Raw genomic sequence first — 16761 nt, forward strand, 5'->3', positions numbered from 1 at the left:
ACACAGCTAAACCGCTGTTCTACAAGGCTTGTGGCACCAGTTCCTCACAGATAATTCGTGATAAGACCCGAAATTATCCAAGCATGGTGCCACTAATGCAACTTTATTTTTGATCTAATCGCCTATTTACTTGATAGCCACTACTGAATAACGACCTTAGGCGTAACGAAAATTAGCAACTCACTTTTACCAACGTTTTCGTAACTTCGGCGGAAAAGTGCGCCTAATAGCGGAAGATCGCCCAACAATGGCACTTTATCCACTGAGTTAGTAATGCTGTGCTGGAAAATACCACCGAGCACAACCGTCTCACCATTATTAACCAGAACTTGGGTGCCAATGCGCTGCGTATCAATTGCCATTGCCTCTCCTGTACCCGTTTTCACTACCTTACCAGGTCGGTCTTGGGTCACACTCAGATCCAACACTAAACGATTGTCAGGTGTGATCTGCGGTGTCACCTTCAAGCTCAACACCGCTTTTTTAAAGGTCACTGACGTTGCACCACTCGATGAAGATTCTAGATAAGGAATTTCGGTACCTTGTTCAATGTACGCGGGCTTCTTATTGGTCGTGATCAATCGTGGGCTAGAAATGATTTCTGCTTTTGATTCTTGCTGCAATGCAGACAGCTCTAAGTCCAATAATGTATCAGAACCTAACTTTGCCACTTGGAACGCAATGCTCGCCGCATTCGGGTTGGTCGCGGCTAAATTCACATTAAGAAAATCATCGATACCAACACCATCACCACCCTCTTCACCTTCGCCATCACCACCACCTTCGTACAAACCGATTGTCGCTAGGTTGTTCTCAATAGAGCCACCAACGGTGTTATTACCATTAATAGATGTGAAGCCCCAACGAATACCTAACTCATCCATGTTACCCTCACTGATGGTGACAATTCGGGCTTCAATTTGTACTTGTTTGACTGGGATATCGAGCGATTCAATGATTTCGCGAATAACGGCGATGTTCTCTGGCAATTCTCTGATTAATAGCGAATTGGTTCGCTCATCAATGGTCATACTGCCACGCTCTGACAACATGCTAATGTTGCCTTCACCATTAATCATCTCTGCAATATCCGAAGCTTTAGCAAAATTGACTTTGATGATTTCTGATGAAAGTTCACCCATTTCTTCCGTCAGCTTTTGTTTTTCTAACTGCTGCTTCTCGCGCAAATCCAGCTCATCGGTCGGGGCGACCAAAATCACGTTGCCATCAACACGCTTATCTAACCCTTTCACTTGCAAGATGATGTCGAGCACTTGCTGCCACGGCACACCATCAAGACGCAGTGTAAGGTTGCCTTCGACAGAATCCGAAACCACCAAGTTAAACTGGTTGTAATCTGCAATCAGCTGCAAAACGTTACGCACAGGAATGTCTTGGAAGTTAATAGAGATCAGCTTGCCTTCTTTTTCTAAGATGCTCTTGTCTGGCACTTTTTCATTTGGTTTAAGCTTGCTGACAGTGATTTCAAGATAACGCCCCGTCAAACGATAGTCATGCGTGTATTCTTCATCGATATACGCAACTAATCGTGTGGTGGAGGTATCGCGGAACACTTCCACACTTTCCACCACCGTCGCGAAATCTTTCACGTCGAGAAGGTAAAGCTGTTCGTCTTTTACCGACGTGTTCATTAAATCAATGCTTAATCCTTCTTGAACACGTTTAACATCAACAATAGCCGCCGGGGATGCAAGCTCCACCACAATCACGGCATCTTTGCTTTTGTTAGTGCGAAAGTCGATGCTCTTGAGCGCATTAGACTGTACATCTTCTGCTGCTGCTAAAGGGGCCAGAAGTAAAAACAACCATAAGGAGAAGAGCCCAGTAAGCATCCTTGGTGTACGTGTTAATCCTTGTCTCATTTTCATTACTCAATATCAAAAATAAATGCAGCTATATCTATCTCAAAGCCAACTTAACTTTACGTTTTTGCCAGCACCCCAAACCATCGGGCAAGGTTTCATTAATCAACAAATAGGAGTGGGTAACATGGGTGACCTTACCGTTATTACGCCCGAGGTATTGACCTGGTTTCACTTTGTAAACCGTGCCATTCGGGGCTTGAACTAAACCAGAAACGGTGTTCCCCATACCCATCACTCCTTTTAAACGAAGTTGGCTGAGTGGGAATTTTTCTAACTTGCCAGATCTCGCTCGGTTCGGCGGTTGCCAACAATCTTTTCTCGCCACAGGTTGAGTCGCGATGGTCGCCTCTTTGGGCAATTCGAAAGGAGCACGCATCACTCCTGGGGCATACGCTACTGCGATGTATTTGTCAGCAGGTTTGAGTTTCTCCACATCTCGCCGCGCCTGGCTTTCAACACCACGAATAAAATCCGTTAATGATTCATCATTCGCCTGGCACCCGACCAATAGAGCGCTTACCAACACCGTCAGCAAAGATTTATTTTTCATCTTTCTTTTCCTCAGGCTTGAACTGATAAGTGTTTGCTCTCACTCGGAAGTGCAAAGTTTCACTCTCTTGGCTGACACGCTGCCAAGTCACATCTTTAAAGGTGATGATTCGTGGCAGTGTGGCAATGGCCTGTGAAAAACGACCGATATCGTGGAAATCACCTGTTAGCTCGATATTTAGTGGCAATCGATACAGGAAGTTTTCAGATTGCTTTTCTCCCCAATCGATTCGAGTAAACGTTAACTTGTTGTCGATACCGAGTTCGTTTACCGACGCCAACATTGTGGCCAACTCTTTTTGTGCCGGTAGTTGTTGCAACAGCAACTCATAACGCGTAGTGAGCTCGTCCAGTTGAGATTGCAACTGAGGCAATGCAGCCACCTTGTTGGCTTTTATGCGCAATGCCACTTTTAATGTTTGCTCCTCTTGAATCAAATTGTTCAAGCGAGCCTCTTCTGGCTTTAAGTAAAACCAATAACCAAACCCTTGGATAAGAAGAACAAGCAGGCAGATCACTACAAGCTGAGGCAGTAATGGCCATTCAGCAATCTCATCCATTTCTAGATCTTGCCAATTAACCATGTTGTTTTCCCTCTTTCTTCTCTTCTACCGTGTTAAACATGAAGGACACTTTAAAGGTCTGAAACTCTTTACCAAAACGGGCTTTTCCGTGCACGATAGAGTGCATTTCAACGTCCAGTAGCTTGGCAGAACGTTCCATGTTATCGAGCATGGTTGCTAGCCGTGGTGTACTGTCTGAAATACCTGAGATTTCAATTTCTAGATCGTTCATTTTGATCTTGTCGACATATACGCCTTCTGGAATAACAGCAGGCATGAGGTTCATAAAATCAGTGGTTTTATTCCGACCATTTTGCAACGCTTCCACAACTTTCAAGCGTTCCAAGATTTTGCTGTGTTCAAGCTCCGCGATCTTCATCGCTTCTATCCGCTTATCTAGATCAGAAATGTACGTTGTTAGATAGTCGAGTCGCTCTTGTTGAAGATCTTGTTGATACTCATAATATTTGCCAACGCCCCACTGAATCCCCAACGCCACCATGACGCCCAATACCACTAAACCGACAAATCGACGACGATGCTCTTCCCTTTGATTTTCGCGCCAAGGCAATAAGTTAATGCGATACAGCACGCACACCTCCTAACCAATGAATGCCACGCACCGCCAGCCCTGCAGCCGTCGAAAAATGTTGCCAATCGGCCGCTCGGCGCTTGCGTTTCGACACTTTCATTTCAAACAGTCCGAGTGGGTTTAACAACTCACACTCCAATGCCAACTGATGCGACAGCTCTTCTGCCAACATTGGCGTTGATGCCCCCTCGCCCGATAACCAAATGCCTTTGATGTTTTGCGAACCGTTGATCGAGGTATAGAGCTGCATTTGACGTTTTACGCGCTCAACCACTTGACGATTGAACTGTTCCGTTTTGGCTTGAGCATCATCAGAAAGTAAGTCTTCTTGTGACGTCCCCATTGAGATACGAGTACCGCACGCAAACTCCTTATGAAACAGTTCGCCTTGCTCGGTAAACATGGTGAATGAACTCGCTAACGAGCCGATGTCTAACAAACAGTATTTGTTTTTTTCAGGAAAACGCTCTGCGGCAAGCTTCCAGATATGACCTAGGCTTTGAGAGTGCACGTCAACCAACACAGGCTTTAAACCAGACTGTTGTAACGCTTCAACTCGGCTTTCAACCACATCTTTGCGCGTAGCGAATACTTGATAACTGTCCGTTCCACGCATCCCTTCTTCCGCACGAAGGCGTACGAAATCCAAACTCAGTTCTTCCACAGGAAAAGGAGATTGATGAGAAAAAGCTTGTACCACCGCAAACTCGATTTCGCTCTCATCAAGGCTTTGTTCGATTTGCAGTTTCTTGCTAATAACTGAGTTGTCTGGAACAGAAATTGCCACTCGCTTGGCCCCAAAAGGCAGCTCTTTTTTCATCTGCTTTAGGGTCTTTACAATTTCTTGATGATTTATAGTGTTATTTTCAGCGACAATACCTTCCTTAAGTAATATTTCTTTGTAACCCAGTAAGGCGTATTGATCGCCAATGGGTTTAAGTACTACGGCTTTGAGGCTGTTATGGCCAATATCTATGCCGGTAACGATTAGCTTATCCATCTCTACTCTCGCTCCGAAATTTCTTCGCGCAAAGGTTGTTATTAGCACCCAAATAAGAGTTAATATCTCTATGTGCTAAATTTTTGACCTAAGAGTACAAGGGTTTGCCGTTACACAGCCTCAACCAATCAGGGATTCTCCGGTGAAGTTCATAAAGCGTTTATTATTTTTAACATTGATTTGCATAATTCTTGGAGTCACCACAATTTTTGGCTTCTATCAGTACGTGAAGCCTGAATTGCCAGACGTTGCAACTCTAAAAGACGTTGAATTACAAACACCTATGCAGGTATTTAGTCAAGACGGGAAGCTGATCGCACAGTTTGGTGAAAAGCGTCGTATTCCTGTTACTTACGATGAAATTCCTCAAGACCTAATTCACGCACTGATCGCCACCGAAGACAGCCGTTTTTACGAGCACCCTGGTATCGATCCAATCGGTATTACTCGTGCAGCTGTCGTGGTTGCTCTTTCCGGCTCAGCAAAGCAAGGCGCGAGTACCATCACTCAGCAGCTAGCGCGTAACTTCTTCTTATCCAACGAGAAGAAACTAATGCGTAAGATCAAAGAGATCTTCATTGCCATTCACATTGAGCAACTGCTGAGCAAACAAGAGATCATGGAACTTTACGTTAACAAGATCTTCCTTGGCTATCGCTCATACGGTTTTGGTGCAGCAGCTCAGGTGTATTTTGGTAAGAGCCTAAATGAGCTCTCGCTTAGTGAAATTGCGACACTTGCGGGGATGCCAAAAGCCCCTTCAACCATGAACCCAATTTACTCGCTAGAACGTGCAACAAAACGTCGTAACGTTGTGCTAATGCGTATGCTCGATGAAAAATACATTACGCAAGAACAATTCGATGAAGCACGTAACGAACCAATCATTGCTCGTTACCACAGTGCAGAAATTGAAGTGTCTGCGCCTTACGTTGCCGAGCTTGCACGTGCATGGGCAGTAAAAGAGTACGGTGAAGAGAAAGCCTATACGTCGGGTTTAAATATCTACATGACAGTTGACTCTAAACTGCAAGACGCTGCCAATAAGGCTGCGGTAAACAACCTAATGGCTTATGACGAGCGTCATGGCTACCGCGGCGCAGAAAAAGTGTTGTGGAAAGAAGGGGAAGCCGCTTGGGATGCAGAACAAATTGAGAAGCATCTAAAAGGCCAGCCAACTTACGGCGATCTTTACCCTGCGGTCGTGACAAAAGTGGAAGGCAAAACAGCACAAGTTGTTGTGAAAAATAACGACGCACAAACCATCCCTTGGACTGGCATGAACTGGGCACGCAAATTCCTCACCGATAACCGTCAAGGTTCAACGCCAAAATCTGCACAAGAGGTTTTAGCTGCAGGTGAACAAATTTGGGTTCGCGAGCTAACGACCACCAATGAAGATGGCAACACTCAAAGCAGCTGGAAGCTAAGCCAAGTGCCTAGCGCGAACACCGCATTTGTCGCGATGAATCCTGAAAATGGCGGCATTTTGTCACTAGTAGGTGGTTTTAACTTTGTTCACAGCAAGTTTAACCGCGCAACCATGTCCGTGCGTCAGGTTGGTTCTAGTATCAAACCATTTATTTACTCAGCCGCTATCGATAAAGGCCTAACGTTAGCAACTCTAATCAACGATGCGCCAATCAACAAATGGGACGCAGGTTCAGGATCGGCATGGCGACCAAAGAACTCGCCTCCAACTTACGGCGGTCCAACTCGCCTTCGCATTGGCTTAGCGCAATCGAAAAACGTAATGGCGGTTCGTACCTTACGTGAAGTGGGTCTGGATGAAACTCGTCAGTACCTAACTCGCTTTGGATTCGATATCAACGAAGTACCTCGCTCAGAAACTATCGCATTGGGTGCGGGTAGCTTAACGCCAATGAAAGTGGCACAAGGTTACTCGGTTTTTGCAAACGGCGGTTACTATGTTGAGCCGTTCTACGTAGAACGCGTTGAAGATGCATTTGGCGAAGTTTTGTTTAAAGCCAACCCTAAGAGCGTTTGTCATCAAGATTGCCCACAAATGAGCCCACAACCAGAAATGGATCGCTTTGCCAGTGAGTTCGGTGAGCAAGACGTTGCCGTTGATGGCCAAGCTCCAGAGAACGCACTAGAAAATGATGAACCAAAATACGCACCACAAGTGATCTCTGAACAAAACGCATTCTTGATGCGTGAAATGATGTACAGCAACATCTGGGGTGGCGGCAACTGGCGTGAAGGAACTGGCTGGAACGGTACCGGCTGGCGTGCACAAAAACTTGAGCGTCGTGATATTGGTGGTAAAACTGGTACGACTAACGATTCAAAAGACGCATGGTACAACGGTTATGGTCCGGGCGTAGTTGCGATTGCATGGGTGGGCTTCGATGATCACTCACGCGCGTTAGGCCGCACGACGGTGAACAGCAATTTGGGTCAAGGCCAAGTATCTGGTGCTGAATCAGGAGCGAAAACAGCAGAGCCAGCATGGATTGACTTTATGCAAGTGGCATTGGAAGGCAAGCCAGAACAAGGCAAGAATATCCCAGATGACATCGTGCGCGTTCGCATCGATCGCAACAGCGGTCTGCTGACTCATAAAGTCGATAGCACGTCCATGTTTGAATACTTTGAGAAAGGCACGGAGCCAACCGAATACGTTGGTAACAGCCTCGAAGACAGCATTTATTCAAGCGGTTCTGGTGGCACAACGGAAGAGTTGTTCTAAACCAAACGAAAGAAAAGATAAGGGGAGAGCGTTGGCTCTCCCCTTTTTTATAACGTTAAGCGGCCATAGAAGATGGCTGCGACTCTAGAATTGCTTTGATTTTCGCTGCTAATGCTTCAAAACGAGCACGCAACGGAGAGCCAGGGCGGTACGCCAAAACAATGCTGCGTGAAGGCGTAGGGTTGACGGCAGGAATGTAGCAAACGCCATCTTTTTGTTTTTCGGCTGGAATAGAAAGCTGAGGCAACAAAGTAATACCCGCTCCCGCAGCAACCATATTACGCAAAGTTTCTAAACTGGTGGCTTTAAAGCGCTCATCATCTTTTGCTCCTGCCGCAAAGCAGAAACCTAACGCTTGGTCGCGTAAGCAATGTCCATCACCTAAAGCCAGCACAGTCTTCCCATTGAGCTCTAACATATCAACCTGGTCGAGCTGTGCCCATTCATGACCACATGGTACAGCAACACTAAGCGGTTCGTTGTACACTTCAATCTCTTTAAATGGGGCAGTTTCCGCCACAGAAGCCAATACCAAGCAGTCCAGCTTCCCTTCCTCTAGCTGACGAACCAACTGATGAGTTTGAGCCTCATGCAGGAACAGCTCAAGCTCAGGGAACTCTTCTTTCAGCTGTGGAAGAATTTTAGGCAATAAGTACGGCCCAACCGTCGGAATAAAACCGATGTGCATTGGACCGGTCATCGCCCCACTCTGTCCGCTGGCCATATCTTTAAAGGTTTTCACCTCACTCAGAATGCGTTTAGCTTGATCCACCAGCTGTAAGCCAGAGTCGGTGAACAACACTCGGCGGCTGCTTCTTTCTAACAATGCAGTGCCGAGTTCGTCTTCCAGCTTACGTATTTGACCACTAAGCGTTGGCTGACTGACAAAACACGCCTCTGCCGCTTTGCGAAAATGCTTGTGCTCCGCCAGTGCGACTAAGTACTCAAAATCCCGAATATTCATAACACACGATTCGCTTCTATTTGATGATAGTCAATGTCTATCAAAACCATAGCATCAAACGATTAGAGCTATCAAAGGATTTTTACAATAATGGGCTCAACAAAACGAAACAGAGCCAAACGACAAGTCACGCTCTAAACGCTTCACTCGAATATTTTAAAGGAATCAATATGTTTGTATCTAAAGAAGGTCAAAACGTACCACAGGTTACTTTCCCGACTCGCCAAGGTGATACTTGGGTGAACGTTACCTCGGATGATCTATTCAAAGGCAAAACCGTGATCGTATTCAGTTTGCCTGGAGCGTTTACACCGACTTGTTCTTCTAGCCACTTACCTCGTTACAACGAGCTATTCCCTGTGTTCAAAGAACACGGTGTTGATGAAATTTTGTGTATTTCGGTAAACGACACATTCGTTATGAACGCGTGGAAACACGACCAAGAAGCCGAGCACATCACCTTTATTCCAGATGGTAATGGAGAGTTCACCGATGGCATGGGCATGCTCGTGGACAAAAATGACATCGGCTTTGGTAAACGTTCTTGGCGTTACAGCATGTTGGTAAAAGATGGTGTGATTGAGAAGATGTTCATCGAGCCAAATGAGCCAGGAGACCCGTTCAAAGTATCGGATGCCGACACTATGCTGAACTACATCGCACCAGAGTACAGAACTCAGGAATCGATCACTGTATTTACCAAGCCTGGTTGTCCTTTCTGTATGAAAGCCAAACAAAACTTGATTGATCACGGTCTTCAATATGAAGAAGTAATTTTGGGGAAAGATGCAACTTCCGTCAGTCTTCGTGCTATTACAGGCCGTACGACCGTCCCGCAAGTATTCATCGGCGGTAAACACATCGGTGGTAGCGAAGAGCTAGAAACTTACCTAGGCTAACCTGTCCATAGCCTACACCCCCGGTCTCCGGCGTCTTTGACTCGGAGGCCACCCTGTCTCTTCCCGCTCAAATCTAAGTCCTTCGTTCTTAAATCGTTCTACTACCTGAATCAACGATTTTAAATACAACACTTTTTGTTCATCATAACGTCTTGTTTCTATTCCCAAGCCAAATACAAAAAAACCTCGCAGATACGAGGCTTTTTTCTGGACTAGAGTTTCATGGATTACATCATCGCATAACGACTCACTAGCACAATCGCGGTGAACCCAATGGTGAAAAATCCCCCGGCAAGTCCTAGTGCTACTCTCAGTTCTGTCGACATTATCTTTTCCTATTTTCTGGCTGACGCGGCACCATACACCAGTTACGTGCTACAGAATTTCATCCAAGCTAATTTTCCATTTTTGGGTCCGTACCACCTAACAAGCGCACATGGTAAAGCCTATTCATCTTCTGCTAATCTTGGGCAAGTTGAATTGAGGTAAACATCATGGCTTGTCGTAGCTGCCAAGAACATTGGTTTTGGAAAAAGATCGGTCGTTGTCAACGATGCATGGATCAATTGACCGTACTTTCAGTTGTGTGTTGGATCATTTGGTGGTTTGCTTTTCGCGATCATCCACAAAGCATTGAATCGATCGCCCTGATCTTTGCGGGCTTTGCATTTAACATTTTATTGTTTCTGCACTTATGGATGCGTTTTGTCATCTTGCCGTGGCAGCGTCGTCGCGGGAAACCGAATGGAGAGGATCACCACAAATGACAGATAGAAAAAAGCCCCAAAATCAATCTCGATTCTGGGGCTCTCTTAGATTCTTCTAAGAAAAAGCAGTGGTACTTTAATAGACCGAGCTTCCTCTCAAAGGTTCAAAGTTTTTTCGATTTTTTTAGCAAAAACTTATGTAAATGATCGTTCTCTAATGATATCTGTTTAAATACTAACAAAATCAATACGCTATGCGACATGACTGCGTTGGATGACCTGTTCAACTAAATTGATCTCTAACGCCACTTCATCACAGGCATGTTGACGCGGGCATTGGTCGCAATCTTTCAACACTTTTTCTGGCAACAGAGACTTAGATGTTGGCAAGAAACTCTGCTTCATAAAGAACTCTGGCGTACGTGTTAGTACGAAGACTTTCTTAATCGCCATTTGACGTGCTTTATCCACCAAATAGTTCACGATCGCGCTGCCTTGCCCTTGTCCTTGCCAACCCGCCTCAATACCGAGCGAGCGAATTTCCGCAAGTCCAGAGTCATACACATACAGAGACGCGCAACCAGTCACTTCACCATGATGTTCAGCAACGGCAAATGAGCCAATGTCGCGAACGAGTTCATTACGAGAACGAGGTAAGTTTTCGCCCATATTCGCCCAGTACGCAACCATGCCCTCAAGCGTTTCGATATCCGTTAAACGTGCAGGACGTACTTTGACGGCCGAGCTATCACGCTGCGCCAAACGCTTGTCCGCTTGGTCAACGGCATAAGCGACTTGTTTTGGTGACACGCCACCAAGCGCGCTACGTTTTTCTAGACAAGACTCAATCGTTAGGATGTCGTACACATCGTTGTCGATGACGTCAGAGAACTCTTGCAGCTCTTGCAATGACAACTCTTCCAGTGCACAACCTTTGGCAATCGCGCCAACGACAGCCACACCGACAATATGATGCGCTTCTCGGAAAGGAATGCCTTTCGCGACCAAGTAGTCCGCTAATTCTGTGGAATTGGCGTAGCCTTGTTTCGCTGCTTCTAACGTACGTTCGCCATTAACCTTGATACCATCGAAACACAACGCAGCCATTTCCATACAGTCGTTCCATGTATCAAGTGCATCGAACAAACCTTCTTTGTCTTCTTGCATGTCTTTGTTGTACGCCAGTGGCAGGGCTTTGACTGTCATCATCATGCCAGCAAGTGCGCCGTACACGCGACCAGTCTTACCACGAATGAGCTCTAGCGCATCTGGGTTTTTCTTCTGTGGCATCAATGACGAGCCAGACGTCACTGTATCTGCCAACTCAATGAAGTTCGACTCACCTGAGTTGTAGAAAATCATATCTTCCGCGAGACGTGACAAGTGCAGCATAGAAATAGAAGCGACAGACATCAGTTCCATCACATGGTCACGATCCGATACCGAATCGAGTGAGTTACGCGTAGCACGGTGAAAACCAAGATTATGCGCCAGTTGTTCACGATCAATTGGGTAAGCTGTACCAGCTAACGCGCCAGAACCTAGCGGACAGGTATCTAAACGTTGCAGCGCATCACTCAGACGTGAGTAATCACGCTCAAACATTTCAACATACGCCAAACACCAATGAGCAAACGTCACAGGCTGAGCACGTTGTAAGTGAGTATAACCAGGCAAAACCGTACCTTGATGCTGTTTCGCCACTTGCACCATTTGCGATTGCAGACGATCAAGCGCAATAAGAAGTTGCTGCCCTTGCTGACGACACCAAAGCTTTAAGTCGGTCGCCACTTGGTCGTTACGAGAACGACCAGTGTGCAGCTTTTTACCTAAGTCGCCGACTTTGCTGATCAACTGCTGTTCCACCCACGAGTGAATGTCTTCAGCATCAGAGCGTAAAATCTGATGCGGATCTTCCATCACTTCGAGTTTCAACTCATTTAAAGCGAGCTCGAGCTTTTGCTGCTCTTCTGCTGATAATACACCAACCGAAAGCAATGCTTTAGACCACGCAATTGAGCCTACGATATCTTGCTCAGCCAATCGGTAGTCGAAACGCAACGAATCGTTGAACTCTTTGAATCTGGTATCTGCCGCTTGGGTAAATCTTCCGCCCCATAATGCCATTGCGTCTCTCCTGATGACTATTGCTTACTTTAACGTGTCTAATGAGTGATGACGAAATCGGTGGTCATTTGCTCACTTTTTCTTATACGCCAACGTTACGGCAATTCAATATAAAAATAAAGTATAAATTCAATATTTTTACATATATATTCACCCCGCTTAATTTGCGACTCTTTGGGTAATAAAAAAAGACCCGCCATATGTTGGCAGGTCTTTATTCAATCCGAGATGGGGAGTGATTATTTTTTCTGGCTATTCAATGCACGAATACGGCTTGATAGCGAGTAAAGACGGATGAAGCCACCAGCATGACTTTGATCGTAAACCTCATCTTCACCAAAAGTAGCGAACTCTTCTGAGTACAAGCTGTTGTCAGAACGTTTTTGCGTTACCGTTGCTTGACCTTTGTATAGCTTAACAACCACTTCGCCATTGACGTCTTGTGCTAGCTCTTCTGAGGCAGCAAGAATCGACTTACATAGCGGTGTAAACCAACGACCGTCGTACACAAGGTGAGAGGCTTTTAGACCAAGTTCTTCACGGAACTCGAATGACGATTTGTCTAGCACCAATTGTTCAACTGCGCGCAGAGCTTCCATCATGATGGTACCTCCCGGAGTTTCGTAACAGCCACGAGACTTCATTCCCACCAAACGGTTCTCTACGATATCAATACGACCCACACCGTGTTTTGCACCTTTTTCGTTTAAGTAAACTAGCGCGTTGTATGGTGTCATCGCTTCACCATCCACTGCCACAACTTCACCTTTTTCGACTTTCAACGTAACGTATTCAGCGTCATTTGGCGCTTGTTCAGGATCAACGGTCCAGACCCAGCAATCTTCGTTTGGTGCATTCCATGTATTTTCAAGCACACCACCTTCAGTAGAAATGTGCCATGCGTTCGCATCACGTGAATAAATCTTCGTTAGAGACGCTGAACAAGGAATGTTACGCTCTGCAAGGTACTCCAGACATTGTTCGCGGCTCACTAAATCCCACTCACGCCATGGAGCGATAACGTGTAGATCTGGTGCTAACGCAGCAAATGCACCCTCGAAACGCACTTGGTCGTTACCTTTACCAGTGCAGCCGTGACACAATGCGTCCGCGCCCACTTTACGTGCAACTTCAACTTGCGCTTTGGCAATGATAGGACGCGCCATTGATGTACCCAACAGGTATTTGCCTTCGTAGTAAGCACCGGTTTTTAGTGTTGGGTAGATGTAGTCTGCTACCATTTCTTCTTTTAGGTCAGCGATGTAGCACTCTGATGCGCCAGATGCTTTTGCTTTCGCTTCAATGCCTTCGAGCTCTTCAGCACCTTGACCTACATCGGCCACGAAAGCGACGACTTCACAGTCATAATTCTCTTTTAGCCACGGGATGATTACTGAAGTATCTAGACCGCCTGAGTATGCGACTACCACTTTATTTACGTTCACTTTGCTCATGTTTTTTCTCCAAACTTAACTGGCGCTGCGCTCGGCGGTCAGTGCCAACCACTTCCTAATGTTGAATTCTTTAACTGTTTTGCTTCCGCTTATTGAGGCAGAAACTGTGTTCCAATACTTTCACCAGCAAATAACTGCGTGAGTTTTTCTGGGTAGCGCCACGTCGCCACTTCTATCGGACGACCAAGATCGTTGGCGGCTTCGAGAGCAGCTTTCACTTTGACGATCATCCCATCAGTGATCACTTGGCCTTCGATCAGCGCATTGGCTTCTTTCTCAGATAAGCTTTTAAGCAGATGACCTTTGCCATCTAACACACCGCTTACATCTGACAACAGCACCAACTCCGCGTCCAAAGCACCCGCAACGGCAACCGCTGCTTGATCCGCATTCACGTTCATCATTTGACCTTCAGCCGTGAGACCAATAGAGCTGATGATAGGCAGTGCGCCCGTATTTAAAATCGCTTGAAGTAGGCTTGAGTCACCCGGCGTCGCTTTGCCCACCGCGCCTAATTCAGGATCTAACTCTTCGACATGACAAAGGCCACCATCCGCTAGGCTCAAGCCCACCGCATTCAAACCATCGGCAATCGCTTGACCTTGCAGTAACTTATTTGCCGTTCCTGCCAGCGCACCGGCAATGACTGGAATTTGATCGTATGGCGTCACACGTAGACCATGTTTCTTTACGGTCTTAAGTTGAAGTTTCGCCATCAACTCATCCACCAAGTAGCCACCGCCATGAACGATGGCGATTTGTCGCTGCGCCGACTTCTGGTATGCCGCGATGGCACCAAACAGTTGGCTTAAGGTTTGAGTGCAAGATAGAGCCGCACCGCCTAGCTTAATGACTAAAGGAGCTTGATTGGTTTGCGTCATTGCTTTTCCCTCTTTCAACGACTACAGCAACGCTGTCAGTTCTGGGTAACCGTAATGAATATTTAAACACTGCATCGCTTGACTCGATGCACCTTTAAGTAGGTTGTCGATGGCTGAAATCACAATGATGTGTTCGCCTTGCACCTTCCAGCCGATATCGCAGAAAGGGGTATTTTCAACATCCTGAATACGTGGAATGCCATCACCTTTGAGGCGTACGGCTGGCTTACCTTGATAAGCTTGTTCAAAAGCTTGAGCAACTTGTTGCTCCGTTACACCTTGCGCCAACTTCATCGTGACAGTAGCAAGAATGCCGCGTTTAAAGTTGCCAAGATGAGGAGTAAAAATCACATCACACCCTAAATGCTGGGCAATTTCTGGTTGGTGACGATGATTGAATACACCGTAAGGCTGAAGGCTAACCTCACAAAAACTGTTGGTCATTGAGGCTTTACGCCCTGCGCCAGAGACACCACTTGTCGCGTTAATGACTGGCCACTGTTGAGTGTCCAACAAACCATCAACGAGTAGTGGCTTAATAGCCAACTGCGACGCCGTTGGGTAGCAGCCAGCTACCGCAACTAAAGGAGCGTTTTTAATCTCTTCTTGGTTCCACTCCGTTAAGCCATACGCCGCTTTATCTAGCCAGTTGTTGAATTGATGCTCAAAGCCGTAAAAGGTGTCGTAAAAGCCATCGCTTTTGACACGAAACGCGCCGGACAAATCAAAGACCTGACATCCAGCGTCGAGAAAGATAGGAGCAAGATCATGGCTGACCTCATGAGCCGTAGCTAAAAAAACCACATCAGAGTCTTGCGCAACTTGCTTTGGATCGGTCAACGCATTCACCACCATATCAACCACGTTCGCCAATTTACCGTGTAACTGTGCAATGGTTTTTCCTGCATCGACACTGTTGGCGGAAACGTACAAACCTGATAGCGTGAGTTGTGGGTGTTTATTAACCATGAACGCTAACTCTGCGCCGGTGTAACCGCTGGCTCCGATAATTGTGGTTTTTAGCATTGTGTGACATCCATATACTTAAAGCTCAAAATGATTATTCATATTTAAAATTAGCTTTATTTTGATTTTTTATTCATTAAATATGAGTTAATATGTGTTTTACATTTTTGTGCTCTGTCTGTCAATAGGAGAATTGAAGAATCCATGCAATTACCAACTTTTCTAGAGGTCTATGAAGGACTCATTAGTACCTCTTCGATCAGCTCGACTGATCCAAGCTGGGATCAAGGCAATGCCAAAGTGATCGAGAAACTCGCCACTTGGTTTAAAGATCTTGGTTTTCACGTTGAGGTGATCGAAGTCGAATCAGGCAAACACAATATGATTGCACGCATGGGCGAAGGCGAAGGCGGTCTGCTGCTTGCTGGGCACAGCGATACCGTGCCATTTGATGAAGGACGCTGGAGCTTTGATCCCCATAAGCTCACAGAGAAAGACAACCGCTTCTACGGTCTGGGTACGGCAGACATGAAAGGCTTTTTTGCTTTCATTTATGAAGCAGTAAAAAAGGTGGATTGGAGCAAGCAAAACAAGCCGCTTTACGTATTGGCCACCTGTGATGAAGAAACTACCATGCTCGGTGCAAGACACTTCACCACAAACGCGCCGTTCAAGCCGGATTACTGCATCATTGGAGAACCCACTAGCTTAGTTCCTATTCGTGGCCACAAAGGGCATGTCGCCAATGCGATTCGGGTTACCGGTAAATCCGGCCACTCCTCTGACCCAGCTTTGGGCGTCAACGCGATTGAAATCATGCATGAAGTGTTGTTTGCGATGATGCAACTGCGCGACAAACTCATTAAAGAGTATCACCATCCAGGATTTGCCATCCCTAGTCCAACGTTGAACTTAGGCCATATCCATGGCGGTGATAGTGCCAACCGTATTTGTGGTTGTTGCGAGCTGCACTATGACGTTCGCCCATTGCCGGGCATCAGTTTGGACGGTTTAGAAAACATGCTGCGCAGCGCACTACAAGAAGTAGAAGCTAAATGGCCGGGACGAATCGACATCGTACCGTTGCATGAGCCAATTCCAGGATATGAATGTCAGCACGATCATCCATTTATCGGTGGTGTCGAAGAGATCTGTCAAACCAGTTCGCAAACCGTCAACTACTGCACGGAAGCGCCTTTCTTGCAGCAACTGTGTCCGACTCTGGTACTTGGCCCTGGTTCTATCGAACAAGCGCACCAACCAGATGAGTTTCTATCCTTTGATTTTATCGAACCAACCATTGATGTGCTCTCAAAGGCGATGGTTAAGTATTGTTGTTGATTGAGTTTAAAAAAAGCCTTTATGCAGCTCCGATGAGCTGCATATTTTGGCTCTCAAAGCACAAGGTTTTATGCACCGTTAACACGAATTTAACTTGTTATTTTGTAATTAATTTTCAC

14 protein-coding genes are annotated in these 16761 nt (G+C 46.1%); 4 read left to right on the forward strand and 10 right to left on the reverse strand.

The features are described from left to right. Positions 1 to 140: 140 nt before the first annotated feature. From DYB02_RS15340 to pilM, 5 genes are read right to left on the reverse strand one after another with little or no spacing between them, the layout of a single operon-like run. Positions 141 to 1889, reverse strand: coding sequence for a type IV pilus secretin PilQ (locus DYB02_RS15340; protein WP_005488227.1), 1749 nt, complete (start codon positions 1887 to 1889; stop codon positions 141 to 143). A 31-nt stretch (positions 1890 to 1920) separates the two neighbouring features. Continuing rightward, the gene (locus DYB02_RS15345) at positions 1921 to 2436 is read right to left on the reverse strand and encodes a pilus assembly protein PilP (protein ID WP_017449464.1); all 516 of its coding nucleotides are present in this window, start codon (positions 2434 to 2436) and stop codon (positions 1921 to 1923) included. Continuing rightward, complete coding sequence (locus tag DYB02_RS15350; RefSeq protein WP_005480482.1) at positions 2426 to 3019, reverse strand: type IV pilus inner membrane component PilO; 594 nt, start codon at positions 3017 to 3019, stop codon at positions 2426 to 2428. The genes DYB02_RS15345 and DYB02_RS15350 overlap by 11 nt, the downstream gene beginning before the upstream one ends. Beyond that, on the reverse strand, positions 3012 to 3590 hold the full coding sequence (locus DYB02_RS15355) for a PilN domain-containing protein (protein WP_015297396.1): 579 nt from the start codon (positions 3588 to 3590) through the stop codon (positions 3012 to 3014). The genes DYB02_RS15350 and DYB02_RS15355 overlap by 8 nt, the downstream gene beginning before the upstream one ends. Further along, positions 3574 to 4590: a type IV pilus biogenesis protein PilM gene (gene pilM / locus DYB02_RS15360; RefSeq protein ID WP_005496568.1), complete on the reverse strand. Its 1017-nt coding sequence runs from the start codon at positions 4588 to 4590 to the stop codon at positions 3574 to 3576. The genes DYB02_RS15355 and pilM overlap by 17 nt, the downstream gene beginning before the upstream one ends. Positions 4591 to 4732: 142 nt before the next feature. Here pilM and DYB02_RS15365 point away from each other — a divergent pair, with 142 nt between their 5' ends. Further along, positions 4733 to 7303: a penicillin-binding protein 1A gene (locus DYB02_RS15365; RefSeq protein ID WP_029804285.1), complete on the forward strand. Its 2571-nt coding sequence runs from the start codon at positions 4733 to 4735 to the stop codon at positions 7301 to 7303. Between the two features lie 55 nt (positions 7304 to 7358). Here the strand turns inward: DYB02_RS15365 and oxyR are convergent, their stop codons facing one another. Then, the gene (oxyR, locus tag DYB02_RS15370; protein ID WP_005465160.1) at positions 7359 to 8267 is read right to left on the reverse strand and encodes a DNA-binding transcriptional regulator OxyR; all 909 of its coding nucleotides are present in this window, start codon (positions 8265 to 8267) and stop codon (positions 7359 to 7361) included. 170 nt (positions 8268 to 8437) lie between these two features. Between oxyR and DYB02_RS15375 the strand changes: the two genes are divergently transcribed. Together DYB02_RS15375 and DYB02_RS15385 are read left to right on the forward strand one after the other, a co-directional pair. Beyond that, positions 8438 to 9166 carry a redoxin family protein gene (locus DYB02_RS15375; protein ID WP_015297397.1) on the forward strand — a complete coding sequence of 243 codons (729 nt, stop codon included), beginning with the start codon at positions 8438 to 8440 and terminating at the stop codon, positions 9164 to 9166. A gap of 494 nt (positions 9167 to 9660) precedes the next feature. After that, positions 9661 to 9933, forward strand: a complete 273-nt coding sequence (locus DYB02_RS15385; RefSeq protein ID WP_029804283.1) for a DUF3624 domain-containing protein — start codon at positions 9661 to 9663, stop codon at positions 9931 to 9933. Between the two features lie 192 nt (positions 9934 to 10125). Here DYB02_RS15385 and argH read toward each other — a convergent pair whose 3' ends face one another. The 4 genes from argH to argC form a co-directional block, all read right to left on the reverse strand. Further along, entirely contained in the window at positions 10126 to 12000 is a 1875-nt protein-coding gene (gene argH / locus DYB02_RS15390; RefSeq protein WP_029804282.1) for an argininosuccinate lyase, read from the reverse strand. A gap of 239 nt (positions 12001 to 12239) precedes the next feature. Beyond that, complete coding sequence (locus tag DYB02_RS15395; protein WP_029804281.1) at positions 12240 to 13454, reverse strand: argininosuccinate synthase; 1215 nt, start codon at positions 13452 to 13454, stop codon at positions 12240 to 12242. An 89-nt stretch (positions 13455 to 13543) separates the two neighbouring features. Further along, a complete protein-coding gene (argB, locus tag DYB02_RS15400) occupies positions 13544 to 14335 on the reverse strand; it encodes an acetylglutamate kinase (RefSeq protein WP_005496562.1) in 792 nt (263 codons plus the stop codon). 21 nt (positions 14336 to 14356) lie between these two features. Then, positions 14357 to 15361 (reverse strand): N-acetyl-gamma-glutamyl-phosphate reductase, encoded by a 1005-nt coding sequence (argC, locus tag DYB02_RS15405; protein WP_024702325.1) that lies wholly within the window; start codon positions 15359 to 15361, stop codon positions 14357 to 14359. Positions 15362 to 15505: 144 nt separating this feature from the next. On the opposite strand from argC, the gene argE reads away from it, so the two are divergent. Next, entirely contained in the window at positions 15506 to 16642 is a 1137-nt protein-coding gene (gene argE / locus DYB02_RS15410) for an acetylornithine deacetylase (RefSeq protein WP_029804279.1), read from the forward strand. Positions 16643 to 16761 lie beyond the last annotated feature (119 nt).

It is taken from the genome of Vibrio parahaemolyticus (genome assembly GCF_900460535.1).
In the GTDB taxonomy this organism is placed as follows: domain Bacteria; phylum Pseudomonadota; class Gammaproteobacteria; order Enterobacterales; family Vibrionaceae; genus Vibrio; species Vibrio parahaemolyticus.

Bases quoted from the DNA above. Each gene is read 5' to 3' on its own strand.
- argH (WP_029804282.1), bottom strand. From the start codon at position 12,000: ATGGCATTATGGGGCGGAAGATTTACCCAAGCGGCAGATACCAGATTC.
- DYB02_RS15395 (WP_029804281.1), bottom strand. From the start codon at position 13,454: ATGAGCAAAGTGAACGTAAATAAAGTGGTAGTCGCATACTCAGGCGGT.
- argC (WP_024702325.1), bottom strand. From the start codon at position 15,361: ATGCTAAAAACCACAATTATCGGAGCCAGCGGTTACACCGGCGCAGAG.
- DYB02_RS15345 (WP_017449464.1), bottom strand. From the start codon at position 2,436: ATGAAAAATAAATCTTTGCTGACGGTGTTGGTAAGCGCTCTATTGGTC.
- pilM (WP_005496568.1), bottom strand. From the start codon at position 4,590: ATGGATAAGCTAATCGTTACCGGCATAGATATTGGCCATAACAGCCTC.
- DYB02_RS15340 (WP_005488227.1), bottom strand. From the start codon at position 1,889: ATGAAAATGAGACAAGGATTAACACGTACACCAAGGATGCTTACTGGG.
- DYB02_RS15385 (WP_029804283.1), top strand. From the start codon at position 9,661: ATGGCTTGTCGTAGCTGCCAAGAACATTGGTTTTGGAAAAAGATCGGT.
- DYB02_RS15350 (WP_005480482.1), bottom strand. From the start codon at position 3,019: ATGGTTAATTGGCAAGATCTAGAAATGGATGAGATTGCTGAATGGCCA.
- argE (WP_029804279.1), top strand. From the start codon at position 15,506: ATGCAATTACCAACTTTTCTAGAGGTCTATGAAGGACTCATTAGTACC.
- DYB02_RS15375 (WP_015297397.1), top strand. From the start codon at position 8,438: ATGTTTGTATCTAAAGAAGGTCAAAACGTACCACAGGTTACTTTCCCG.
- argB (WP_005496562.1), bottom strand. From the start codon at position 14,335: ATGACGCAAACCAATCAAGCTCCTTTAGTCATTAAGCTAGGCGGTGCG.
- oxyR (WP_005465160.1), bottom strand. From the start codon at position 8,267: ATGAATATTCGGGATTTTGAGTACTTAGTCGCACTGGCGGAGCACAAG.